Source organism: Pontibacter roseus DSM 17521 (genome assembly GCF_000373265.1).
Taxonomy (GTDB): Bacteria; Bacteroidota; Bacteroidia; order Cytophagales; family Hymenobacteraceae; genus Pontibacter; species Pontibacter roseus.
Map to the genome: position 1 here is coordinate 1,123,972 of NZ_KB890761.1, position 23,811 is coordinate 1,147,782.

Genomic DNA, 23,811 nt, shown 5'->3' on the forward strand with positions numbered 1-23,811 from the left:
TCCATTTAACTGCTAGTTGGCCATAAATTGAAATTATAGAAATGGATAGAAGAACAAGAATTATAAAGAACTTCGGACTTCTTCTGACAACCATTCTGTTAATCTCGTCTTGCAGGCAGGCACTCTATGACATCAACTACAAAGGAGAAGAAAATTACAAGTCATTTTATGTAGTAGACACTATAAGCATCAAGAACCCTGTGCGTGTCTATTCTCAAAAGCATGGTGGGATGTTTATTCTTTCAAGCGACAAACTGAAGGCATACCGAAATGGAGCAGACTTCTTTCTTTCGCCTGATGTCTTCATCTTAGGACAGGATTTGTATAGGGATTTAAACAAGGAAGACTTTAAGCGTTACAATTATCCTGACCGTGGTGGGTGTGAAGTGAGAGCGTCAGATACCAAAGTGGATGGATTAGAGATTTATGAATTTGTTAGTCAACCAAGGTTTATTCTGGGATTGATAAATACGAACTATTATCATGTGAAGCATAATTCTGAAGTCTATTTTAATATCCCTGTAAAGAACCCAAAAGCAACATATCACAAAATGGTTTATCCATTGTGCCAGTAGGCTCCAAATATGGAGTCCATTTAAAAAGAGAAAGTGTAACTCAAGTAAATCTTTGGCTAACAAGGTGCAGCTTTAACCCTCGCTACGCTGCGGGCTTCGGCTGCACGAGTACCGTCGAACTACACTTAACTACTCCTATGAAGCTCAGGTTTCTGCTGATTCTGTTACTATTCACAAGTTGCCGAACACATGAATCAGGACTCTCATCCAATTTGTCAGATTCCTTGAAGAAGGCTGCCAACCCAACGCTTCTTGCGCTTCAGTTTCTAACAGCAGAATTGAGAAAAGAGAAAGGAGTATGGGCAGAAAGCGTATCAGACTACAGACTAACCTTTAGTGATAGTGTGGAGGTGGTGTTCTCGGAATTCAAAGAAATCCATTTCAAGCGCCAGAATGATACGCTGCTGATATTCTACGCCTTAGAAGACCCGCTGAGAGTAACGAACTATGATATTGTTTTCGTAGACTCCCGATTATACACAGATTCAGCAATGGTCAAATTCGAAAGCGAAGCTATATCCGTGGATAACCAAAATAGGTTCAAAGCAAATGAAGGAAAGCTATCGTTTTTTGATGAAAGCCATCATGTTTCTGTTATCCATGAATACCAGGGAGGAGTTTCCAAAAACAGGATATCTACCGTGCAGCAATAGCTATGATTCATTAGATTGTGCCAGAGCCAGCACGCTCCGACAAATAAATCAACTATGAGACTGATACTGCTTACACTTGCGATGCTTGTAACTGTAGCCGCCCATGGGCAGGAACAACTGCGCGTCGTGGAGCGGTATGAGAAGCATGTCAGAACTGGAAGCTTCCTGACCCGGTGGTACCATGGTGTAAGAGGCAACTCAACACTCTGGAAAGAAAGCCTGATCTTGTATGGAGACCAGACCTACAGGTATGTGTATGCGGGCGGAGAGTGCGCCACATTCGACACGGACGAAGCGGGCAATTGGGAGAAATCAGGAGATTTTTTGTGGCTGAGTAACCAGAAGCGGTATCTTGTCAAAGAAAATAAACTCTATGTACCTGATACACCCATCCAGGAGAAAGCATGGGTCATGAAAAAAAGGAAATAATGAAACTGAACCTGCTGCTGCGTGGGGCTTTGGCCATAACGCTGCTATACCTTGTAAGCTGTCAGCCAAATTCCGGTACCGAAGCAGAGACTCCTGAGGAGTCTGCCATAGAAACCCAGCAGGCCACGGACTCCGTTGCTCAGCCTGACGCAGCACCTGCCCCGAAAAGCACTTTGGAGATGCTGCAGGGCAAGTGGCGGCATATAGAGGACACCACCAACCTGCTCGTGTTCGAGAACAACATCCGGAAGGAATTCGCCGCAGGTATGGAAGCGTGGCAGGAGGAGCCCTTTGTGCTATCCGACAAGTGTCAGAATGAAACGGACAAGGGGAGAGGGATGGAGGAAGGTATACGCTACCTGAGCGTGCCCGAAAGCGACCTGTGCTGGCTTGTGGACGAGGTGAGTGAAACCAGCCTGGTGCTGCTATACCTGGGTAGCGGGAACATGCTGATGTACACGAGGGTGAATGAGTAGACTGCAGCCATTGAAAATACTGTTGCTATACCTGTCGTGCCTCCTGGCGCTCGCTGCCTGCTCCACCAAGCAGCAGGCGCCAACCGGCCTTCTCTGGGAAATCACCTCGCCAGACGGCAAGCAAGCCTACCTCTTCGGCACCATGCACCTATATCCGGAAGGGCGCATTGCCATACCGGAAGCTGCCCTGGCAGCGTTAAGGAACTGTACCGTGCTGGCAACCGAGCACAACGTGCGGGACGCAGAGAACCAGCGACTGTTCAGGCAACACAACCTGGACCAACTCGGGGCGAAGGCCAACCGGTTAGTCGCGCAGCAATACGGTTCCAGCCTGAAAAGTATGGAAGGACAACTGATGCAGGTAGCCGACAATCGCCGCATCCCCATCACTGGATTGGAGTCGGCGCGGGAAGTGGTGGAGCTGCTCAACAACGTTACTATTCCGTTGGATAATCAGACAGACGAGGAGATTCTTGCGCAGCACGAACAAGTGATTCGGCTCTACAACAGCGGGAATATTGACTCCTTGGCAAACGAATTGCTGGACAAAGAACTGGGTAATGAAACCCGGAGGCTGCTGGTGGACCAGCGCAACCGCAACTGGCTTGACGACATCGAGCGGCTGGTGAGGCAGGAGAAAGCCTTCATCGCGGTTGGTATGGGACACCTGGGCGGCGCAAACGGCCTGATAAACCTGCTCCGGCGCAGAGGGTATAGCGTAGAGAAAATGTAGATACAAGGTATAGCCATTCTGCCTTCCAGTTATGCTGGCCACCAAAACACTTAAAATGAACCTGACGGAGCACTACAACAACCTGTATCAAGAGTCATTGCAAAAGCTCCAGGCAGATGCCTACCAAATCGACCCGCTCATAGATTCCCCCACCGACAACCGCTTCGGTATCACGCTCCTGATACGGCCGAGCGGCCAGGCGAAAGCCAACATCCAGTCTTTTCTGAACGAGCTGAAAGCGGTGGAGCCGGAGCAGTATTATTATCCCAACTCCGACATCCACATCACCGTGATGTCCATCATCTCCTGCTACGCGGGGTTCAACCTACAGCAGATTTCAGTCCCGGACTACATCTCCTTGATACAAAAAAGCCTGAGTGAGACAGGTAGGTTTAGCATCAGTTTCCAAGGCGTTACCGCCTCAGACTCCGGTATTCTGATACAAGGCTTCCCACAAGATGAGGCCCTGTCGGGAATCAGAAACTCCCTGCGGGAGAACTTCAAAAACTCCGGCCTCCAGCAGAGCATAGACGCACGCTATGCCATCCAGACGGCCCACGCCACCGTCGTGCGTTTCCGTAAACCGTTCGTAGGCAAGCAGCCATTCCTGCAGGTGGTGGAGCAATGGCGGGAGGTGGACTTCGGCACCTTTGAGGTGGCTAAGCTGGAACTGGTCTACAACGACTGGTACCAGCGGGAGAGGTCCGTGAAGCCCCTGCACAGTTTCCGCTTGGGTTGAACCTGCGCCCGGCCGCTTCCCCTAATTCTGCGCGAGCTATACCTGTCGCAAGTCCCAAACCCCTATCTTTGCCACCTGAATACGACAACCGCTATGATAGACGAGCAACACAACCCCTGGACCACCCTCTCCAGCGAGGAGGTATACCAGAACCCCTGGATAAAAGTGCGCGAAGACCAGGTGCTGAACCCGAAAGGCGGCAAAGGCATCTACGGCGTAGTGAGCATGAAGAACAAAGCCATCGGCATCATCCCCATCGATGACGAGGGCTATACCTACCTGGTGGGCCAGTACCGCTACCCCCTCCAGGAGTACAGCTGGGAGATTCCCATGGGCGGCGGCCTGATTGAGAACGACATCTTGGAGTCGGCGAAGCGGGAGCTGCAGGAGGAGACCGGCTTCACGGCCGCCAAATGGACCAACATCTGCCGCCTGCATACCTCCAACTCCGTGACCGATGAGGAAGGCTTCGTTTTTCTGGCGCAGGAACTAAAGGCCGGCCAAACCGCTTTTGAAGAGACGGAGGAGATTCACATCAAGCGGGTGCCGTTTGAAGAGGCCGTGCGGATGGCCATGAACAACGAGATTACGGACGCCATCAGCGTGGCCGGCATCCTGAAAGCCGCCCTGCTGCTGCAGAACAAGTGAACCCAGGTATAGCGATAGGATAAAACCATCCTTCCTGCACAGCTCCTCTGATTGTTAACTGATGTATTATGCTTACATTTGGAGGTATGAAAGCGCTGAAATACCTGTCACATCGACTCTACACAACCTGGTGCGTCACCTGGTTCGTGATGCCGTTCGTGGTCACGTATCCGCTTCAGGCGGTGCTCATACGCAAGCAGCGCTGGTACCCGCACGTGCACGGCATCAACCGCTTCTGGTCCTCCTCGGCGCTGCGCATGTTCCTCACGCCCATCAAAGTGGAGTGGCGCATGCGCTTCGACCGCAAAAAGCAGTACATCTTCACCCCCAACCACAGCTCCTACCTCGATATCCCGCTTTTGCTGCATGCCATTCCGGGATTCATTAACTTTGTAGGCAAGAGCTCGCTCACCAAGGTGCCGCTGTGGGGCAAGGTATACGAGAAGCTCTACATTGCCGTGGACCGCAAAAGCGCCATCAGCAGCGCCAAGAGCTACATCCAGTCCGTGCGGACGCTGGAGCAGGGGCGCAACCTGGTCATCTTTCCGGAAGGAACCATACCAGAGACGGCAGGCGAGGAGCTGCTCGCGTTCAAGGACGGCCCGTTTAGGCTGGCCATAGAGAAGCAGCTGCCGGTGGTGCCCGTGACCATGCCTTACAACCACAGGTTCCTGCCCGATTTGAACGGCAAACTGAAGGTGCGCTGGCACCCGCTCAAAATAGTGATTCATGAGCCGATAGAGACTAGGGGGATGACCCTGCAGGACCTGCCGGCGCTGAAAGAGAGAGTACACCACATCATCCAAACAGAAATTTCGAAACACAGCAAGACATATGTCAACGGATATTCAAACCATCAGAAAGATAGCGCACCTGGCCCGCTTGGAGTTCAACGAGGAGAAAGAGCAGGAAATGCTGCAGGACCTGAACAAAATCTTGAACTGGGTAGACCAGTTGCGTGAGCTGGACACCGAGAGCGTGGAGCCGCTGATACACATGTCAGAGGAGGTGAACGTGATGCGCGAGGACATCGTGTTCAACAGCGTGTCGCATGACGATGCCCTGAAGAACGCCCCCCGAAAAGACTCCGATTACTTCAGAGTGCCCAAAGTGCTGGAATAAGCGCCAGCTAGTCTATGAACAAAATCAAGTTTTGGAACAAATGGGATGCCGACACCAGGTATCCCTATCTTTTTTTGCTGGTACTGGCCGCGCTGGCCCTGCTGCTGGGGGTATACCACTACTTCACCGGCGAGAGCGTGTCCTTTGCCTGGGACAAGCTGCCTGAACTACAGGTGGTGCAGGTGCCCGTGCACGAGTTCAGCCGCCTGCTGGAGCCCTTCACGCTGTACGTAGACGGCTACCTGATTACGGAGCAGTACGATGCCGCCATACCTGCCATCAACACCTGGGCGGCTGTGGCGCTGCTGGTGCTGCTGTCCGTCTGCCTGGCTTTTTACGCCGCCGCCATCAGCACCATGCGGCGCATCCCTTATTTTGCCGGCATGCTGCTGCTCATGCTGCTGCTGGCCTCCTTCAACCTTGATTTGCTGGGTATAGTAGGCAGCAGCACCGGGCAGACCACGCTGCTGCTCTTCATCGTGCTGTTCGCCGTGTCAACTTACGCGTTCCAGGCCTTTTACCCACAGGTTAACTTCTCACTGCGCGTGCTGGCCATGCTGGTGCTCGTGCTGCTGCTGGGTTCGCTGGTGTACATGGAGTCTGACTTTCCGGCGCTGCTCACCACGCTGCACCTGGTCAATTACAGCGCACTGGCCCTCATCGTGGCCACTTTCCTTTTCCTGATGTGGGTGGGCTATGAGAACATCAACGCGCTGCTGTGGATAAACACGCAGGCCAAAACCCCGGAGCGCCGCTTCAGCCTCTGGCAGTTTGTGCTGGTGAGCGTGCTATACCTGGTCAACCTGATACTGCTATACCTGCGCCACGTAGGCTATGTGAAGGCCGATTTGTTCTTCGTGAACGCGTACTTCATCCTGATGCTGTCGGTGGTGGCAGGGTTCTGGGGCATGCGGCAGCGGGAGGCTTACTACAAACAGCTCTTCCCCTTCAAGCCGACCGGGGCCGTGCTATACCTGGTGTTCGCCATTATCACGTTCCTGAGCATCGGCTACGCCTACGCCACCGCCAACGATTCGCTCACGGTGATGTACCACGAGCTCATTGTGTACACCCACCTGGCTTTCGGCTTGTTCTTCTTCATATACGTCATGGCCAACTTCGGCCGGTTGATGGAGCAGCGCCTGCAGGTATACAAAATCGTTTACCAACCCAAGCGCCTGCCTATCTACACCATCTTCACGATGGGAGCCATCTTGCTGGCCATACTCGTGATGCGCACCCAGTACCGGGTGTACTTCTACGCCTATGCCGGCTACTACAGCTACCTCGGCGATCTGTACCGTACCTCCGATAACACCATCCTGGCGGAGCGATTCTACCAGGAAAGTGACCTGTACGACGGCAACAACGTGAAGGCCAATGTCAGCCTGGCTGGTATGTACCGGGAGCAGGGGCAGCGCAACAACGAAATCCTGAGTCTGCAGGAGGCCCTGCAGAAGCGGCCGAATCCAAAGACCTACGTGCGCCTGGCCAACCTCTACGACCTCAAGCAGTACTTCTTCGAGAAGCTGTATGTGTTGCGGCAGGGAGCGGCCGCTTTCCCCGAGAACGGAGAGATTTACAACAACCTGGCACTGCTCTATTCCCAGACTAGCGTGGCTGACAGCGTGGAGTATTACTTTGATTTGGCGCAGCAGCACGCCGACAACCCGGACTTCGTGCGGAGCAACCGCTTGGCTTTCTATACCCGCCAGGCCATGCCGGACAAGGCCAAAGAGCTGATGGCTGAAATCCGTTCCTCCAAATACAAGCCTTTGCGCAGCAACATGTCGGCGCTCAACCTGTTATTAGGTCGCGGGCCTGAGGCAAAGGATGAGATTTTTGAACCAGACTCCCTGGAGCAGGTGGCCGACATGACCCTGTTCTACAACAATACCATCGCGACCATCAACAAAGGCGACACCTCGCTGCTCAAGCCCATCAACCGCTACCTGGCTTCGTCAGAGAACCGCCTGTTCATGGAGGACCTGCTATACCTGAAAGGACTGGTGCACCACTACGACGGACGGCCTAAAGAAGCGCGCAACGTGGTGGAGACGCTGGCCCTTACGGCTTCTGGGCGCAGCGGGTATTACTACAATGCCTTGGGGCACTGGATGATGGAGGAGGAGAACTACGGGGCCGCCGCGTCCTACTTCAAAGAGGCGAAGAACCTGGGCCTCAACCAGGCCTTCTTGTCGCACGCGTACGCCCTTGCCCTGAACCACCAGACGGACCAGGCCATAGAGGCACTGCAGGAGGTGGGCTTCACCGAGATTGAGTCTGCCATAAAGGTGGCCAAATCGTTGCAGGAGGTGCTGAATCAGGAACCCGACGCCATCATTAAAAGTGCGCCCGACCGTGACAAGGTGCAGTACCTGATTGCCTACCTGCCTGATTTGCTCCCCCGCGACGTGGACGGTATCGTGAAGAGCATAAAGGACAAAGAACTGCTCCGGGAGGCGCTGGTGGCAAAAGTGGACTACTACATGCTCAAGAGGCGGTGGCCGTTGGCGAATGAGGCCATCAAAGAGGCGGCGGCGGCGCTGCTGCCGGAGGGAGACCTGCGCTCCCGGCTGAACCTGCAGCAGATGCGCTTGTGGCTCAACACCAAGAACCACGAGGTGCTGGTGAAGCGCATGGACAACCTATACCTGACACCGAAGGACAAACGGCAGAAGCTATACCTGCGGGCCAAGGTGGCCGAGGTGAAGAACCGCGACCGGGAGGCCGCTGAGCGCTACGACCAGGCCCTGAAGATGCTGCTCTATGATGAGCGCGTGGTCGAGGATGCCGCCGCATTCTTCGCCAGGTATAGCCCGAACGACATGAAGGCCTACAACATCCTGCTGGACGGCATCACCTACAATCCGTACTCGGCCAGCCTCTACAAAGCGTATGCGCTGGAGAGCATCGACCAGGGTTTGGTGAGCTATGCGGAGCAGGCACTTGTTTCGTTGAGCAACTTGCTTCCTGCCCCGGAATACAGTACATTTAAAGACAAATTCGAGAAACAACGCCAGGCAAAGGAGGCGCAAGCCGACGAATGGCAACTATAAAATCGGGCGGAATGAGCACCATCATCGAAACACACGACATTTCTAAGGTATACCGGATGGGAGCCGAAACCATCCATGCACTCAAATCTGTATCCATCCGGATAGAGCGGGGGGAGTATGTGGCGTTCATGGGTCCATCCGGCTCCGGCAAGTCCACGCTCATGAACATCATCGGGTGCCTCGACACCCCTACTGGCGGGCAGTACGTGCTCAACGGCAACGATGTGAGCAACATGACCGACAACGAGTTGGCCGAGGTGCGTAACAAGGAAATCGGCTTCGTGTTCCAGACCTTCAACCTGCTGCCGCGCCAGTCCTCACTCGAGAACGTGGCACTGCCGCTCATCTATGCCGGGTATAACAAATCTGCCCGCGAGGAGAAGGCCCAACTGGCGCTGGAAAGTGTAGGACTGGGCAACCGGGGCAAGCACAAACCCAACGAGCTCTCGGGTGGCCAGCGGCAGCGTGTGGCCATCGCCCGCGCCCTCATCAACGACCCCAGCATCATCCTGGCCGACGAACCTACGGGTAACCTCGACACCAAGACCTCCTACGAAATCATGGAGCTTTTCGAGAACCTGCACGCCAAAGGCAACACCATCATCATGGTGACGCACGAAGAGGACATCGCCAAGTACGCCCACCGCATCGTGCGCCTCCGCGACGGACTCATTGAATCAGACGAGGTCAACCAAGACATTACCTCCCACGCAAAAATACAGGCAGCGCACTAGCCCATGAAAATCTACACCAAGACAGGCGACAAAGGCACCACCTCCCTCATAGGTGGCACGCGGGTGGCCAAGTCGCACCTGCGCATTGAATCCTACGGCACCATAGACGAACTCAACTCCTACATCGGTTTGGTACGCGACCAGGAGGTGAACAAAGGCCGCGCCGATATCCTGAAGGAGATACAGGACCGCCTCTTCACCATCGGCTCCACGCTGGCCACCGACCCGGACAAAGACACGAAAATGGTGACACCAGACCTGCACGAAGAGGACGTGACGCTGCTGGAGCAGGAGATTGACAAGATGACGGCCGAGGTGCCGCCGCTGCGGTCCTTTGTACTGCCGGGCGGGCATCAGTCGGTTTCGTTCTGCCACCTGGCCCGCTGCGTGTGCCGCCGCGCCGAGCGCCTGGCCATCCGGCTGCAGGAAGAGTCGCGGGTGGATGATTTAGTTATCAAATACCTGAACCGTTTGTCAGATTATCTGTTCGCTCTTTGCCGCAAAATGACGTATGAGTTACAGGCTGAGGAAATCGCCTGGAAGCCGCGCGTCTAGCCTATGTTCAACTAAAACCTGTTCCTTTATGTCAGTTGATACCCTAACCATACCTGCCCAGAGTGTGGCGCAAAGCCGCATTGCTGAGCTGGACATCAATAATATTGAGTTTGGGAAGATATTCTCAGACCACATGCTGGTAGCCGATTACAAGGACGGCGCCTGGCAGACGCCCCAGATACTGCCCTACGGCAACATGTCCCTCAGCCCGGCTACATCGGCCCTCCACTACGGCCAGGCCATATTCGAAGGCATGAAGGCTTACAAAAACGAGGATGGCGATATCCTGCTGTTCAGGCCGCAGGCCAACTTCAACCGACTCAACATATCAGCAGAGCGCATGTGCATACCGGCGTTGCCCGAGGACATCTTCATGCAGGGGCTGGAGCAGCTGCTGCGCCTCGATGCCGCCTGGGTGCCGCCAACAGCTGGTTGTGCACTGTACATCCGTCCGTTCATCTTCGCCACCGATGACTTCATTGGCGTGCGCCCGTCGTCTAATTACCGATTTGTGGTGTTCAGCTGCCCGGTAGGCGCTTATTACGGGCAGCCACTGCGCGTAGCCATAGAACCGCACTACGTGCGCTCTGTGGAGGGCGGCGCAGGTTTTGCCAAGGCGGCCGGTAACTATGGCGCGGCGCTATACCCTGCCCGCGAAATGCAGGAGAAAGGCTACCACCAGCTCATCTGGACCGACGCCAAGGAGCATAAGTACATTGAGGAGTCCGGCACCATGAACGTGATGTTCGTGATTGATAACGTGTTGGTGACACCAGCCGTGAGCAGCACCATCCTGGCCGGCATCACCCGCGACAGCGTGCTGCAGGTAGCCCGCGACAAAGGTATACCGGTAGAGGAAAGAAGGGTGTCGGTTGAGGAGCTGGTAGCTGCGCACAAGGCCGGCAAGCTGCAGGAGGCCTTCGGTACCGGTACCGCCGCCACCATCGCCCAGATAGCCACCATCCACTACAACGGCGAAGACATGGATTTGCCCGCCATAGAAGGGCGCCAGGTTTCCAACAGCATCGCCGCCGAGCTCGACCGCATCAAAACGGGTCAGACGCCAGACCAGCATAACTGGATTTACAAAATAAGCCTGTAGAACGGGCACACAAAAACGAGTGCTGAAGGATGGACGGCCCCGTTCGTCCTTCAGCACTTTTGTTATACCTAAAACATACAACCAAGCACATGACAGCAGAGCACGTGAAGGATTTAAAGGCCCGTGTAGAGGCCTTGAGGAGGTATCTTTGACTACGATACCAAGAAACAACAGATAGCTGAGACAGAAAAACAGACCTTGGCGGCAGACTTCTGGGATGACCCCAAAGGGGCCGAGAAGATACTCAAGGAAGTAAAGTCCATTAAGGTATGGACGGAGCACTTTGAGGAGGTAGAGAAGTCACTTTCTGACCTGGAAGTGCTCTTCGACTTCTACAAAGAGGGCGATGTGTCGGAAGAGGACATCCAGCAGGAGGCCAAAAAGACAGAGGCGGCCATTGAGGGCTTAGAGTTCAAGCGCATGCTCAGCGGCGAAGAAGACCAGCTCAGCGCCATACTGGAGATAAACCCGGGAGCAGGCGGCACCGAAAGCCAGGATTGGGCCGAGATGCTCATGCGCATGTACATCATGTGGGCCGAATCGCATGACTATTCTGTCAAGCAGATAAACTACAATCCGGGGGAGGGCGCAGGTATAAAGTCAGCCACGCTGGAGATTACCGGCGACTTCGCCTACGGTTACCTGAAGTCTGAGATTGGGGTGCACCGTCTGGTCCGCATCTCACCTTTCGACTCGGGTGGTCGCCGCCATACCTCCTTTGCCTCGGTTTTCGCCTACCCGGTGGTGGACGATACCATCAACATAGAGGTGAACCCCAGCGACATTGAGTGGGATACCTTCCGCTCAGGCGGGGCCGGTGGTCAGAACGTGAACAAAGTGGAGACGGCCGTGCGCCTGAAGCACAAACCAACAGGCATCGTCATCGAATGTCAGATAGAGCGGTCGCAGCTCATGAACAAAGAGCACGCCCTGCGCATGCTCCGCTCGCGCCTCTACCAGATAGAGATTGACAAGCGCAACGAGGAGCGTGACCGGGTAGAGAGCACCAAGAAGCGCATCGACTTCGGCTCCCAAATCCGTAACTACGTGCTGCACCCCTACAAACTGGTGAAGGACATCCGCACCGGAGTGGAGCGCTCAGACGTGCAAAACGTACTGGACGGCGACCTGGATGAGTACATCAAAGCGTTCCTGATGCAGGCCTGATAGCACTTGCTATACCTGATTTAAACAAAAAGGCTTCCCTTGAGGGGAAGCCTTTTTGTTTTGGGAAATAGAAGTCAATCAACCGGTCACCACCACGCGCACTTCCATGGCGCGGTGCACAGAGCCATCTGCCAGTGTCACTCTGAAGAAGAGGCGAATTACGTCGTTCACCTGCAGGTCGGTCAGGGCGGCGTCTGTCAGCGGGGCAGGCGGCGGATTAGTCGGAATGGTGAAAGTGACCGTGCTGCCCGGCGTTACTGCCTGGTTCACCGCTATGTTAGGGGCCGTATTCCGACTGATGACGGCATCCGGGGCCCTGGCATCCAGCGCGGCCGGTGAGGTGCCTGAAGGTAGCGTAGGGCTGATGCTAGGAGCCGTCGCGGCTCCGTTGCGGAACCGCTGGGCGGCAGCTGATACAGCCGTAATCTGCTTTCCTTCCGGCACGCGTATCTCCACAGTGATGCTGCCCGCTGAAATGGCATTCTGGTAAATGATGAAAGCGTTCTCATCCAGCAAGGCAAATCCGTTCGGACCCATAGCCTGTGGAAAGGTGATGGCCGCCTCCGGTACGGGGTCAGTGTTCAACAAGCCGTCAAACTCATCCTTTTCGCAGCTGATGAATGTTAAGCATATCGTGGCAAGCGCAGCATACCTAACTAATATATTATCGAGTTTCATATCAAGATTTCTTTAAAAGTTAAATACACTATTCCTGCATCCACCAAACGGGAACCAGCAAACCACTTGGGTAGTCCTGCAACGGCACATTGTCAGAGTTACCCTGTATCTCACCCAGCGAATACGGCCATCGGGTAGGTATGCGCGTCACGCCCACCTGCGGGTTTTGGGTAAGCGCCAGTCTGGGGTATCCGGTGCGTCGGTAGTCATTGTAGGCCTCGTAGGCGTTTCCGACTGATGATGCCCATTTGTCCCGGATGAGGATGTTGAGCTTTCCTTCGGTAGAGGAGGCTGCCTCGAAAGCCCCCACCCGTCTGTTGATGTAGGCCGCAGCGTCGGCATCGAAATTAGCCGGTAAACTTCCCGCACTCACAAAAGAACGGATGTCGTCGAACTGCGCCTGCAGGGCCTGCCTGAAGTAGGTGGCTGCATCGCCTGCCGTGCCAAGAGTAAGGGCGGCTTCTGCCAGCCAGAAATTCACCATGGTCGCGGTGATGAGGCGTATTGGCGCTGCCCCTCCGTTGGTGATGGTGCCGTTAGCCGTCTGTGTGCCGTTTCCTACCACATACACTCCCCAGCGCGAGCGGTTCGGGCTTGTGAAAGGAGTAGCCGTGAACAGGCCGTTCTCATAGGTCACGAAGGCGCCGTTGGTCTGGGTGAAGAAGACAGGTAGGCGCGGGTCGTTCAACACATTGAGGGAGTCATAGAAACGCTGGCTCAAAATCATGTCGTTGGCGCGCGTCTGGTGCTGGTACATGTAAATCGGGTTGAAGGAGCCAGCCGAGCCAAAGAAATTGACGTTGAAGTTGTCCGCGTTAGAGAAAATGAGGTTGTTCTCCGCCACCAGTTGGTTGATGGCCGCTGCCGAGTTGGCATTGGCCTTTCGGCTCTGCAGGTATAGCTTGAGCTTGATGGAGTTCGCCGCCTTTCGCCACTTGTCCAGGTTGCCGTTGTATATCAGGTCTCCCTGTGAAGCCGGCGTGACAGAGGTCTGGTTGAGGTCGGCTAGTCCTTCATCGAGCAGCTGCACCACCCCGGCGTATACCTGCTCCTGCGGGTCGTAGGCTGGTCTAGGGAACTCCTCTATGTTGAGGGCCTGCGAGAAAGGGATATCCCCCCACAGGTCTGTGGCGACCAGGTATACGTAGGCTTGTTGTATGCGGGCCATACCTGCATAATGGAAGTTGCCCTCCTCACGCCCCTGCTGCACAATCTGCTCCAGGTCATCCAGCAAGGTGGCGTAAATGGCGTTCCACTCGTTGTTCTCCGGTGATATGTTGTACCGGTCGAAGGGGTCTGTCTGCGTACCTGTGCCTGCCATCTGCTGCATCCACAGGGAACTGACAATTTGCGCCGTGTTACCCACAAAGAAACCTATACCTACCTGCGTGCCGGGCAGCAGGCTTTGTACCGTGGCGTTGGTCAGGTTGTTGGGGCTCACGTTTACGTCCAGGTAATCATCACAGGCGCTGACAATCGTAAACAATAGCGCCAGTACCGCTCCCTTATATATATTTAGCTTTTTCATATGCTTTGGTGTCTAAAAATTAGAAAGTGAAACGGAGGTTTACGCCATAGTTCCTGACGGCCGGGGGCGAGTTGAACTCAAAGCCTCTCGTGTTACCACCCAACTGGTTCGACTCGGGGTCAGCGTGTGGCAGGTTAGGCGCATGGAAAAAGAGGTTGCGGCCTGTCAGGGACACATTGGCCGCTCCAAACGGCGTGCGCTCCAGCAGGGCGGTTGGCAACTCATAACCCAGGGTCACTTCCCGTATCCTGAACACCGAGGCATCGAACACGGCAAACTCGTTGGCACTGTTGAGGGCGGTCCAGTATTCCTGTGCCGAAATCTGGATGTTGTTGGGACTGCTGGTGCCGTCCGCATTCACAATCACGCCCTCAAACATGTAAGGCCGCTCCCTGTCCACCTGCTCCTCCAGCACACCGCGCAAACGCGAAATCTGGGTCTGGCGGGAGTAGAAGTCACCTCCGTGCACATACTGCAGCAACACGTTCAGGTTAAAGCCCTTGAAGCTGAATGTGTTGCCCAGGCTGCCCCACCACTCTGCATTCGGGTCTGCGATAATCTGTGGGTTCTGGTCCACTACCGGCACACCTGTGTTCGGGTTGATGATGAAGCGGCCCTGCTCATCGCGCAGGAAGGCAGATGACTGGATGATACCGAACGGCTCCCCAGGAATCAGCACAGGGCTCAGTCCTGTGAACGCTCCAGTTCCGGCACCTGTCAGCAGGGTGAACTGGTTCAGGCCCGGCGCCAGCGACACCACCTTGGAGTTGATGTCCGTGAAGTTGGCGTTGATGTCCCATCGGAAGCCATCTTCCATGGCAATAGGGCTTCCCGTGGCGGATATTTCCCAGCCTTTGTTCTGAATCTCACCCGCGTTCTGGGTGAAGGTGGTGAAACCCGTAGAACCCGGCACGTCCACGTTAAAAATCTGGTCGGTGGTCTTGTTGAAGAAGTAGTTCACGTCCAGCGAGGCCCTGCCATCAAAGAAGCCCAACTCCACCCCGGTCTCATAGGAGGTGGTGAACTCCGGATTCAGGTTGATGTTACCGCGTCGGTTGCCCCTGGTCACGGCAGCCACCGTGCCATTGAACGGGAAGGTGATACCAGCCACGTTGTTACCAAAGCCCTGGTTCACAAACACCGTGTTGGTCAGGTATACGCCGGCGTCGTTACCCACCCGTGCGTAGCTGCCCCGCAACTTGCCATAGCTCAATATCGGGTTGGCTATGTCAAACGCGTCGGTGAACACGAAGCCCAGGCTGACGGCGGGGTAGAAGTAGCTGTTATTGTCCAAATCCAGGGTAGAGGACCAGTCGTTACGGCCCTGCAACTCCAGGAACAGCCAATTGCGGTATGACAGCCCCAACTGCGAGTAGACACCCACCAACCTGCGCTGCGTCTCGGTATTGTTCGTGAACACGTTGGTATTGGTGTGGTTAATCAGGTTGTAGAACTCAGGGGTGATAAGGTCCTCTGCCCGGATGTTGCGGTTGTCTGTGTTGATGGTGTTTATCTGGTTTCCGAGCAGGAAGCGGAGGTTGATGTCCTCGTTGATGTCCCTGTTGTACACCGCGAAGATGTCCTGGTTGAACTGCCTGTAGAAGATGTCGTCATAAATCTGCGAGCCCCGGCGGTTCAGGGCCGTGTTACCATTCGAGTTGATGGACCCAAAGGCAATGGCCTCCAGACGCCTGTCGGAATACTGGTCCAGACCGGCGCGGTAAGTGAGCGTCAAATCCTGGAAGAACTGCGGATTCCAGTTGACGGTGGCACTGGTGATGGTTCTGTTCACCTCGCTTTCGTAGAAGTTCTCATTCACGCTCCACAGGGGGTTGTCTCGGTTAAGGGCCGTAAACAAAGTCGGAGCCTGTTGCCCTGGGGCAAGCTTGAACGGCACGTTGTTGATGTCGAAGCTCCTCGGGATGAAGGGAAGCGTAAACCAGGGGCTGGTACCTGAGTTACCCTGCAGCGAGCCTTCCTGCTGCGTGTTGGCGTACAGGATGGACGCATCTAGCGAGATGCCATGCGAGAGCGTGGCGGTACCGGCTGCCCGCAGGGAGATGCGGTCCAGGCCGCTGTTCGGGATGATGCCTTCCTGATTCGTGCTGTTGGCACTGAAGATGTACCGGGTGTTCTGTCCTGCGCCTGCCAACTGCAAACCATTGTCGAAGATTCGGCCAGTATCAAAGAAATCCTCCACGTTATCAGGGACCGCCTGGTAGGGCAGCGTCTGCAGCGGGTTTCCGGCCACGTTAGGCACTGTCTCTACGCCTGGCGTTCCGAACCTGGGGCCCCAACTGTCTGTCACGTTCGGGCTATACCTGAAGTTGGAGCCTTGTCCGTACTCGTTCTGGTACTCTGGCAGGCCGTATACCTCCTGGAGGTTGAAAGAGGAGGTGACCGTCACTTCAAACTTTTTGTTGGCGTCTCCGGCCATACCTTTCTTGGTGGTGATGATGATGGCTCCGTTCGCGGCCCGCGAGCCGTAAAGCGCAGCGGCGGCCGGTCCTTTCAGCACCGTCATAGACTCAATGTCGTTGGGGTTGATGTCCAGGCCACGATTGGAATAGGCCGCACCACCCACGGTAGGGGTGGAGGTGAAGTTGGTGGAGTTATCTATCGGTATGCCGTCCACCACGAAGAGTGGCTGGTTATTGCCTGTCGCGGAGTTTATGCCCCGGATAAACACCTGCGTGCCTGCCCCTGGCAAACCGCTGGAGGAGATAATTTCAACGCCAGCCACTTTGCCCTGCAAGGCATTGACTACGTTGGGCTCAGACCTTTGGGCGAGTTGGTCGCCCTCCACGTTCTGCACGGCATACCCCAGCGACCGTTCAGTCCGCTCTATACCTACGGCCGTCACCACTACTTCCTGCAGCTGCTTTGTATCCACACCCAAGGTCACGTTGATGGTAGACTCGTTGCCGATGGGGCGGTTAACGGTGGTGTAGCCTATAAAGCGAAAAGTAAGTGTGTTGGAGCCTTCCGGTACGTTGATGGAATACTCGCCGCTGGCACCGGTAGTGGTGCCCACGCTTGTTCCCTGCACCAGTACGGCTACTCCGGGCAGTCCCTGCCCTGTTTCCTGGTCTGTTACGGTACCCGTAACCGTTCTAGTCTGGGCCATACCTTGCTGCAGCAGGGCGAACACCAGAATAAAACTCACTAGTAGTAGTTTTTTCATTTTGCCAATAAATCTTAACAATCAAAGTATACACAAGAATCAACAGCACAAAGCGCCCAAGTATGGTGCTTTCAGAGAGGTAGTAGAATGTAAGTTTTTAGAGCGGGGTCGAGCTAGTGTTGTAATAAAATGAAAGTTTAAACACTATATATACAAATAAAAAAATAGTTTAATATAATAATTCAAGTAATGTTTTTAATAATTATACGGGGCAGAATGAAAATAGCCTTTGGTTTATAGCATTTTAACTAAAATATTGTGTGATGTAGGGAAGGGTGTTATATAAGATTAGTTATAAAACCAAGCATGGAATTGGGAAGTAACGGTATGGCCCTTCTGCGGTATAGGTGCGGAGTGCATGGCTGGAGCGTAGAGCACAGGGTGTATATTAGATGTTGTAACATAGAGTGTTAGTGGTGGCTGCGGTATGTTCGCGCCCGCAGCTAGGGTGGGAGCCGAGCTATATCCTATATAGCTTGTGTGCGGAAGTAAATGCGACTTAATGCCTTTACTTAGCAGGCAAACCGCTTCGAAAGCAGGGGGTTAAGAAAATTTTATATATAGATTTTATGTATATCAGAAAAATATTCTTAGTTTACAGCTCGCAAAGGGCCATTCTGGTTTTGTTGCGAAAAAATGCAAAGATTTGCTTTAGTTCTTTATTATGCCTAAATATGGAGTACAGACAGCTTCTAATCAATAAAATACAGCTTATGTTATAAAGTTTACTAGCCATTTTGCTCATGTCTGCTGTTGTTTGCAGCGTATGTCTGCCAGGCACTTTCGCCTGAACAAAAATTCCTTTGAAAGACCCAATCATGGAGAGTCCTGTGTTATGCCACAGGCTACAGCTCCGAGTTGCGCCTTTTTTGACTTGCATTACTACTCTAATCTATAATTCATTTTTCACCTTAATTAACAGACCAATGAAAAAACTACTACTATTGAGTTTTGCTCTGGTGTTTGTCCTGTTCCAACAGGCCATGGCACAGAGCAGGACGGTTACGGGTACCGTAACGGACCAGTCGACGGGCCAAGGCCTGCCTGGTGTTGCTGTGCTTGTAAAAGGAACTAGCGCGGGTACAGCGACCGGTGCGGACGGTACGTACTCTATCAATGTGCCTGCAGATGGCAACACGCTGGTGTTCCGCTTCCTGGGTTACAAAACCATTGAGCGTCCAATCGGTACTTCCAACGCCATCAACGTGACGCTGGAAATCGACCAGAGACAACTGGATGAGGTTGTGGTGGTTGGTTACGGTACACAGCAGAAAAAAGACGTGACCAGCTCTATCGCTTCCGTAAAAGGTGATGCGATTGCCAACCTGGCTACTCCTTCTTTTGACCAGCAGCTGGCCGGCCGTGCATCTGGTGTTCAGATTACACAGCCTTCCGGTATTCTGGGTGCGCCTCCAAAAATCAACATCCGTGGTGTAAACTCCATCTCTTCCAGCACGCAGCCACTTATCGTAATCGATGGCGTTCCTGCAACTTCTGGTGACCAGGGTGGTTTCACACCTTCTAACGCACTGGCTGACATCAACCCGAACGATATCGAGTCATTCGAAATCCTGAAGGATGGTGCTGCTACGGCCGTTTACGGTTCACGTGCCTCTAACGGTGTTATCCTCATCACTACCAAGCGTGGTAAGGCTGGCCAAGCTAAATTCGCTTATGACGGATGGGCTGGTACTGCCAAAGCCATCGAACTGCATGACCTGCTGAACGCGCAGCAGTTCGTTGACATCACAAACGAGAAGTACAAAAACATCAACCAGACTTCTCCTGCCGCAATAGGTACTGCTGATACCGACTGGAACAAAGAAGTGTTCCGCACTGCTTTCCAGCAGAGCCATTCCTTCTCTGCCAGCGGCGGTACTGACAGAAGCACTTACTACGTTTCTTTGGGTTACACCAATCAGGAAGGTATAGGCCGTGCCAACAGCTTGGAGCGTTACTCTGTACGTACCAACATGACTACTAAAGTTACCAAGTTCCTGGATTTCGGTCTTCAGGCTGGTTTGACTAACCAAATCAACCAAGGTCCGCTTGCAGGCTCTAATAACCTGTCTGGTAACATCTTCGGTGTTATTCGTATGCACCCTAACGTACCAGTTTTCGACGCAAATCACCCAACTGGTTACAATATTGACCTGGTGAACCCAAGAGCTCTTGGCCGTGGACCAAACACTGCTACAATTGCCAACGGTATCCCGAACATCCGCTTCGTGCTGGACAACAACATTCGTAAGGCTACTACTTACCGTGGTCTGGGTAACGTGTTCCTGGATTTCAAACTGGTGGATAACCTGCGTTTCAAGACCATTCTGGGTGCTGACTTGACAATGGTTGACGACTTCCTGTTCAATGACCCACGCCATGGCGATGGTCAGGGCTCTAACGGTGTAGTATCTCAGGCTTACTCTCCAATCAAAGCCTGGAACTGGCAGAACATCCTGTCTTACAACAAGACACTGAATGAAGTACACAACTTCGACGTGACTGCGGTACAGGAATACAACAAATACAGAAGCAGCTTCTTCCAGGCGCAAGGCACTGGCCTTTCCGACCGTTTCTTCAACGAGAACCTGGTGAGCGGTACGTTTGCTAATCAGTTTGCCTTCGGTGGTATCGGTGAAAATGGTCTTGCTTCTTACCTGGGTCGTTTCAACTACAACTACGCTGGCAAGTACTACATTGGTGCTTCTATGCGTGCTGACGGTCTTTCTAAGCTTTCTCCAGACAACCGTTGGGGCTACTTCCCTGGTGTATCTGCTGCTTGGAGAGTATCAGAAGAAGAATTCTTCAAGAACTCTAGCGCACTTAGCTTCATCTCTGACCTGAGACTTCGTGGTAGCTGGGCTGAGGTTGGTAACATCGGTATCACAGGTGGTAACTATCCATACCTGGGTTCTTTCAGCTCTGCCCAGTACGGTTCCATGAACGGTATCGCTTTTGGCAACACGGGTAACCCTGACCTGCGTTGGGAATCACAGAAAATCACTGACTTCGGTGTAGACCTTGGCCTGTTTGACGGCCGTCTGAACCTGGAACTGGCTTACTGGATGAAAGATAACGTGGACGTGGTACTTGGTGCCCCAACACCTCCTTCCTTGGGTGTTCCTAACAACTCCATCAACAGAAACATCGGCCGTATCACGAACGATGGTCTTGAATTCGGTATCTCTGGAACTGTAATCGACAAGTCTAACTTCAGCTGGAACTCTAACCTGAACTTTTCTACGCAGAACAACGAGGTTAAGGAGCTGGTTAACGGACGCGACATGGTGTATGATTACACTATCAACCGTGTTGGCGAGTCTGTTAACTCTCTGTTCGGATACCAGTTTGAAGGTGTGAACACAGCGAACGGTAACCCAATCTACCGCAAGGCAGACGGTTCTCTGATTCAGGGTAACATCATTGGCAACGGTGGCTCTACCGGCGTTTACTACGGCTATGATCCTGCTAACCCAAGCGTGCTAGGCGCTCAGTCTTCACTGACTGCTGCTGACAAGGTTATCCTGGGTACTACGCTGCCTAAGTGGTTTGGTGGTTTTGACAACAACTTCAAGTTGGGCAACTTCGATGCAAACGTGTTCGTGCGTTTCTCAGGTGGCAACAAAATCATGAACCGTACGCGTCAGGACCTGTTGACCATGTTGTTTGAGAACAACGGCACAGAAATCCTGAACAGATGGCAGAGCCCAGAGAACCCAGGTGACGGACAGACTCCGAAACTGGCTTATGGTTATGACAACTTCATCAACACAAACGGTCAGGCTTCTTCCCGCTTCGTGGAGAAAGGCGACTTCCTGAAAGTGAGTAACCTGGCAATTGGCTATACCTTGCCTAAGTCACTGACTGAGCGTGCTAGCATCGAACGTCTGAGAATCTATGCACAGGTGCAGAATGCTTTCGTAATCACTGATTACTCTGGTCTTGATCCTGAGACTTATACCAACATTTCAGGCACAAACAACAACCTTGGTGTTGACTGGAATGGCCAGCCGCAGCAGCGTGTGTTCACTGTGGGCTTAAATCTTGGTTTCTAATTATTTAATTATCTGACAATGAAGAATAAATCATTTTTAAGAAATAGATTGAAGTTAGCGCTATTAGCCCCGGCGGTTTGCTTTTCGCTGATGCTGACTTCTTGCGACAAGGACGTAATGGAGCTTGCTCCCTATGACCGTCTGACAGAAGAAAGTGCCTTCACGACTCCTGAGCGTATTGAATTGACAGTAGCCGGTGTTTATGACGCTGCTCAGTCTGGTTTCTATGCGGGCGGTGCTGTGCGTGGTTATCCGTTTGGTGCTGCCCACGTATCGCAGGGTGACACGCGCGGTGAGGACATGGTGAACCTGGAGGCATTCTACGCCATCACGTACCAGTCTACTTACAATGCTACCTCTGCTAACAACGTGTATCACTTTGAGACACTGTATGCCGTGGTGAACAAGGCAAACGTAGTGATTGAGGGCGTAGAGAAAGCTGTTACCGGCGGACTTATCACGGCTGAAGTGGGCAACGCCTACATCGCAGAAGCCCGTTACCTGCGCGCGCTGTCCCACCACGAACTGCTGGTGCACTTCGCCCGTCCGTACAACCACACAGCAGACGCTTCTCACCCAGGTATACCATACAGAACAGTTCCTGTAAATACGCCTGCTCGTGTTGAGGAAGCCGCTAAGCAAGGCCGTGGCACTGTGGCTGAAGCGTATGCCAAGCTACTGGAAGACCTCGATTATGCGGAGGCTAACCTGCCGGTAACCCGTACCAACAAGATTTCCAGAGCGACTCAAGGTGCTGCCATTGCCATGAAAACCCGTGTGAAACTGCACATGCGTGATTGGCAAGGTGTTATTACGGAAGGAAACAAGTTGATTTCCGGTACAGGTCCGTTCACCAGCCCAATCGGTGGCTATGCTTTGACAGCTTCTCCTGACGGACCATGGGCTGCTAACGCTAACAACACGGAGTCTATCTTCTCGTTTGAGAACACTGCCAATGACAACGCCAGCGTGAACGGTTCATTGGGTCAGATGTACAACGCCGGTACAGGTGGTCGTGCCCTGGTATCCATCAGCCCGATTATCTGGAATGCCAGCTTCTGGCCTGCCAATGACAAACGCCGTGAGATTACAAACACTACTGCAAGAGCCATCTATACAAAGAAGTACAGAGACGCTACTACGCAGACTGACTGGTCTCCAATCATTCGCTATGCTGAAGTGTTGCTTAACGTAGCTGAGGCTGAAGCCAGAACAGGTGGCAACGACAGAGCGCTTGCCCTGTTGAACGCAGTGCGTGGCCGCTCTACTGACCAGCTGTACACAGGCTTGACTGGTGATGCGTTGGTTCAGGCCATTGTGAACGAGCGCCGCATCGAGTTCCTGGCTGAAGGTCTGCGTTGGAAGGACATCCACCGTCTGGCCAAAGAAGGTAAGTTCGGCCCTGCCGGTATACCTGCCAAAGTAGCCTCAGCTAACATGAAGGTAGAGGATTTCCAGGCCGCCAGTGGCTCTGTCAGAGAGGCAGCCATTGCCTACCCTTTCATCCCTTACGATGACTTCCGTTTCATATGGCCTCTGCCAATCTCTGAGATTAACGCTAACCCTGTGCTAGCGGATCAGCAGAACCCTGGTTACTAGTCCATAGGAAAAGTAAATAGTAAAAAAGCCTGCCAATGCTACATTGGCAGGCTTTTTCTTTTAAGCCATTTCTAAGAAGGGGGTGAAGACATAGGACGGCTAGCTTAAGGTATAGCGGCTTGCTTGTATCCGAGCCTTGTCCTACCTTGCGGCTCAAGAAACATATTATAAGTATATGCTCCTATCCAACTACAGCGGAAAAATAGTAGAGGCAGGTATAGATGAAGCCGGCAGAGGATGCCTGGCCGGACCAGTAGTGGCTGCGGCGGTCATCTTTCCTCTAGGGTATAGCCATTCACTCCTCAACGATTCCAAGAAACTAAGCAGGGAGCAGCGGGAGCAGCTACGAGAAGACATTGTCAGAGATGCGGTGGCCTGGGCGATAGGGGAGGCAACACCTCAGGAGATAGATGTGGTGAACATCCTGCAGGCCACATACCTGGCCATGCACCGGGCAGTGGCCGGGTTGGGGATGCAACCAGAGTACCTGCTGGTAGACGGAAACAGATTCAAGCCTTACAGGCAGGTGCCGCATGCCTGCATCGTCAAAGGAGATGGGAAGTATTTATCAATAGCGGCGGCATCTGTGCTGGCCAAAACGCACCGCGATGGCCTGATGCTAAAACTGGCGGAAGAGTATACTGCGTATGGTTGGGAGCAGAATGCAGGCTACCCTACTCTAAAGCACCGGGCTGCCATTGCAGCGGCGGGTGCCACCCCGCATCACCGACGCACGTTCAGGCTGCTGCCTGACCAGCTCCCGCTGTTTTAAGAG

The 23,811-nt window shown here is 53.5% G+C and carries 20 protein-coding genes; 17 read left to right on the forward strand and 3 right to left on the reverse strand.

Annotation, left to right across the window (positions count from 1 at the left end; genetic code table 11):
- The first annotated feature begins 41 nt into the window (after positions 1-41).
- From B051_RS0105190 to prfB, 14 genes are all read left to right on the forward strand, one after another.
- Positions 42-575: a hypothetical protein gene (locus B051_RS0105190; protein WP_018477122.1), complete on the forward strand. Its 534-nt coding sequence runs from the start codon at positions 42-44 to the stop codon at positions 573-575.
- Positions 576-712: 137 nt separating this feature from the next.
- Positions 713-1,228 carry a hypothetical protein gene (locus B051_RS0105195; RefSeq protein WP_018477123.1) on the forward strand — a complete coding sequence of 172 codons (516 nt, stop codon included), beginning with the start codon at positions 713-715 and terminating at the stop codon, positions 1,226-1,228.
- Between the two features lie 54 nt (positions 1,229-1,282).
- Positions 1,283-1,657 carry a hypothetical protein gene (locus tag B051_RS0105200; protein WP_018477124.1) on the forward strand — a complete coding sequence of 125 codons (375 nt, stop codon included), beginning with the start codon at positions 1,283-1,285 and terminating at the stop codon, positions 1,655-1,657.
- A complete protein-coding gene (locus tag B051_RS0105205) occupies positions 1,657-2,133 on the forward strand; it encodes a hypothetical protein (RefSeq protein ID WP_018477125.1) in 477 nt (158 codons plus the stop codon). Before B051_RS0105200 ends, B051_RS0105205 begins: the two co-directional genes overlap by 1 nt.
- A complete protein-coding gene (locus B051_RS0105210; protein ID WP_018477126.1) occupies positions 2,126-2,866 on the forward strand; it encodes a TraB/GumN family protein in 741 nt (246 codons plus the stop codon). The genes B051_RS0105205 and B051_RS0105210 overlap by 8 nt, the downstream gene beginning before the upstream one ends.
- Positions 2,867-2,897: 31 nt before the next feature.
- Positions 2,898-3,605 (forward strand): 2'-5' RNA ligase family protein, encoded by a 708-nt coding sequence (locus B051_RS0105215; RefSeq protein ID WP_018477127.1) that lies wholly within the window; start codon positions 2,898-2,900, stop codon positions 3,603-3,605.
- Between the two features lie 93 nt (positions 3,606-3,698).
- Positions 3,699-4,253, forward strand: a complete 555-nt coding sequence (locus tag B051_RS0105220; RefSeq protein ID WP_018477128.1) for an NUDIX domain-containing protein — start codon at positions 3,699-3,701, stop codon at positions 4,251-4,253.
- Between the two features lie 86 nt (positions 4,254-4,339).
- Positions 4,340-5,215, forward strand: coding sequence for a lysophospholipid acyltransferase family protein (locus B051_RS20915; protein WP_245539583.1), 876 nt, complete (start codon positions 4,340-4,342; stop codon positions 5,213-5,215).
- A complete protein-coding gene (gene gatC / locus B051_RS0105230) occupies positions 5,136-5,375 on the forward strand; it encodes an Asp-tRNA(Asn)/Glu-tRNA(Gln) amidotransferase subunit GatC (RefSeq protein WP_245539584.1) in 240 nt (79 codons plus the stop codon). Before B051_RS20915 ends, gatC begins: the two co-directional genes overlap by 80 nt.
- A gap of 14 nt (positions 5,376-5,389) precedes the next feature.
- The gene (locus B051_RS0105235; RefSeq protein WP_018477131.1) at positions 5,390-8,434 is read left to right on the forward strand and encodes a tetratricopeptide repeat protein; all 3,045 of its coding nucleotides are present in this window, start codon (positions 5,390-5,392) and stop codon (positions 8,432-8,434) included.
- An 11-nt stretch (positions 8,435-8,445) separates the two neighbouring features.
- The gene (locus B051_RS0105240) at positions 8,446-9,168 is read left to right on the forward strand and encodes an ABC transporter ATP-binding protein (protein ID WP_018477132.1); all 723 of its coding nucleotides are present in this window, start codon (positions 8,446-8,448) and stop codon (positions 9,166-9,168) included.
- A 3-nt stretch (positions 9,169-9,171) separates the two neighbouring features.
- Entirely contained in the window at positions 9,172-9,723 is a 552-nt protein-coding gene (locus B051_RS0105245; protein WP_018477133.1) for a cob(I)yrinic acid a,c-diamide adenosyltransferase, read from the forward strand.
- Positions 9,724-9,751: 28 nt separating this feature from the next.
- Positions 9,752-10,825, forward strand: coding sequence for a branched-chain amino acid aminotransferase (locus B051_RS0105250; protein ID WP_018477134.1), 1,074 nt, complete (start codon positions 9,752-9,754; stop codon positions 10,823-10,825).
- Between the two features lie 89 nt (positions 10,826-10,914).
- Positions 10,915-11,992 (forward strand): peptide chain release factor 2 gene (prfB, locus tag B051_RS0105255; RefSeq protein WP_157578509.1). Its coding sequence is split into 2 segments (ribosomal slippage): positions 10,915-10,974 and positions 10,976-11,992, totalling 1,077 coding nucleotides; the frame shifts between segments, so codons are not numbered across the junction.
- A 78-nt stretch (positions 11,993-12,070) separates the two neighbouring features.
- Here prfB and B051_RS0105260 read toward each other — a convergent pair.
- Genes B051_RS0105260 through B051_RS0105270 form a run of 3 tightly spaced genes read right to left on the reverse strand, consistent with a single transcriptional unit; the run spans position 12,071 to position 17,382 of the window.
- On the reverse strand, positions 12,071-12,670 hold the full coding sequence (locus B051_RS0105260; RefSeq protein WP_018477136.1) for a hypothetical protein: 600 nt from the start codon (positions 12,668-12,670) through the stop codon (positions 12,071-12,073).
- Between the two features lie 28 nt (positions 12,671-12,698).
- Positions 12,699-14,198, reverse strand: a complete 1,500-nt coding sequence (locus B051_RS0105265; protein WP_018477137.1) for a SusD/RagB family nutrient-binding outer membrane lipoprotein — start codon at positions 14,196-14,198, stop codon at positions 12,699-12,701.
- Between the two features lie 19 nt (positions 14,199-14,217).
- Positions 14,218-17,382, reverse strand: coding sequence for a SusC/RagA family TonB-linked outer membrane protein (locus B051_RS0105270; RefSeq protein ID WP_018477138.1), 3,165 nt, complete (start codon positions 17,380-17,382; stop codon positions 14,218-14,220).
- Positions 17,383-18,308: 926 nt separating this feature from the next.
- On the opposite strand from B051_RS0105270, the gene B051_RS0105280 reads away from it, so the two are divergent.
- From B051_RS0105280 to B051_RS0105290, 3 genes are all read left to right on the forward strand, one after another.
- Positions 18,309-21,437 carry a SusC/RagA family TonB-linked outer membrane protein gene (locus B051_RS0105280; protein WP_026236202.1) on the forward strand — a complete coding sequence of 1,043 codons (3,129 nt, stop codon included), beginning with the start codon at positions 18,309-18,311 and terminating at the stop codon, positions 21,435-21,437.
- Between the two features lie 90 nt (positions 21,438-21,527).
- On the forward strand, positions 21,528-23,036 hold the full coding sequence (locus tag B051_RS0105285; RefSeq protein WP_018477141.1) for a RagB/SusD family nutrient uptake outer membrane protein: 1,509 nt from the start codon (positions 21,528-21,530) through the stop codon (positions 23,034-23,036).
- 175 nt (positions 23,037-23,211) lie between these two features.
- Positions 23,212-23,808: a ribonuclease HII gene (locus B051_RS0105290; protein WP_026236204.1), complete on the forward strand. Its 597-nt coding sequence runs from the start codon at positions 23,212-23,214 to the stop codon at positions 23,806-23,808.
- Positions 23,809-23,811 lie beyond the last annotated feature (3 nt).

What these genes read in the sequence shown, in the direction of transcription:
- B051_RS0105215 (WP_018477127.1), top strand. Translation starts at nt 2,898, where the DNA reads ATGCTGGCCACCAAAACACTTAAAATGAACCTGACGGAGCACTACAAC.
- B051_RS0105210 (WP_018477126.1), top strand. Translation starts at nt 2,126, where the DNA reads ATGAGTAGACTGCAGCCATTGAAAATACTGTTGCTATACCTGTCGTGC.
- B051_RS0105290 (WP_026236204.1), top strand. Translation starts at nt 23,212, where the DNA reads ATGCTCCTATCCAACTACAGCGGAAAAATAGTAGAGGCAGGTATAGAT.
- B051_RS0105270 (WP_018477138.1), bottom strand. Translation starts at nt 17,382, where the DNA reads ATGAAAAAACTACTACTAGTGAGTTTTATTCTGGTGTTCGCCCTGCTG.
- B051_RS0105205 (WP_018477125.1), top strand. Translation starts at nt 1,657, where the DNA reads ATGAAACTGAACCTGCTGCTGCGTGGGGCTTTGGCCATAACGCTGCTA.
- B051_RS0105240 (WP_018477132.1), top strand. Translation starts at nt 8,446, where the DNA reads ATGAGCACCATCATCGAAACACACGACATTTCTAAGGTATACCGGATG.
- B051_RS0105220 (WP_018477128.1), top strand. Translation starts at nt 3,699, where the DNA reads ATGATAGACGAGCAACACAACCCCTGGACCACCCTCTCCAGCGAGGAG.
- B051_RS0105280 (WP_026236202.1), top strand. Translation starts at nt 18,309, where the DNA reads ATGAAAAAACTACTACTATTGAGTTTTGCTCTGGTGTTTGTCCTGTTC.
- B051_RS0105245 (WP_018477133.1), top strand. Translation starts at nt 9,172, where the DNA reads ATGAAAATCTACACCAAGACAGGCGACAAAGGCACCACCTCCCTCATA.
- B051_RS0105250 (WP_018477134.1), top strand. Translation starts at nt 9,752, where the DNA reads ATGTCAGTTGATACCCTAACCATACCTGCCCAGAGTGTGGCGCAAAGC.
- B051_RS0105190 (WP_018477122.1), top strand. Translation starts at nt 42, where the DNA reads ATGGATAGAAGAACAAGAATTATAAAGAACTTCGGACTTCTTCTGACA.
- B051_RS0105235 (WP_018477131.1), top strand. Translation starts at nt 5,390, where the DNA reads ATGAACAAAATCAAGTTTTGGAACAAATGGGATGCCGACACCAGGTAT.
- B051_RS0105265 (WP_018477137.1), bottom strand. Translation starts at nt 14,198, where the DNA reads ATGAAAAAGCTAAATATATATAAGGGAGCGGTACTGGCGCTATTGTTT.
- B051_RS0105260 (WP_018477136.1), bottom strand. Translation starts at nt 12,670, where the DNA reads ATGAAACTCGATAATATATTAGTTAGGTATGCTGCGCTTGCCACGATA.
- B051_RS0105285 (WP_018477141.1), top strand. Translation starts at nt 21,528, where the DNA reads ATGCTGACTTCTTGCGACAAGGACGTAATGGAGCTTGCTCCCTATGAC.
- B051_RS0105195 (WP_018477123.1), top strand. Translation starts at nt 713, where the DNA reads ATGAAGCTCAGGTTTCTGCTGATTCTGTTACTATTCACAAGTTGCCGA.
- B051_RS0105200 (WP_018477124.1), top strand. Translation starts at nt 1,283, where the DNA reads ATGAGACTGATACTGCTTACACTTGCGATGCTTGTAACTGTAGCCGCC.
- B051_RS20915 (WP_245539583.1), top strand. Translation starts at nt 4,340, where the DNA reads ATGAAAGCGCTGAAATACCTGTCACATCGACTCTACACAACCTGGTGC.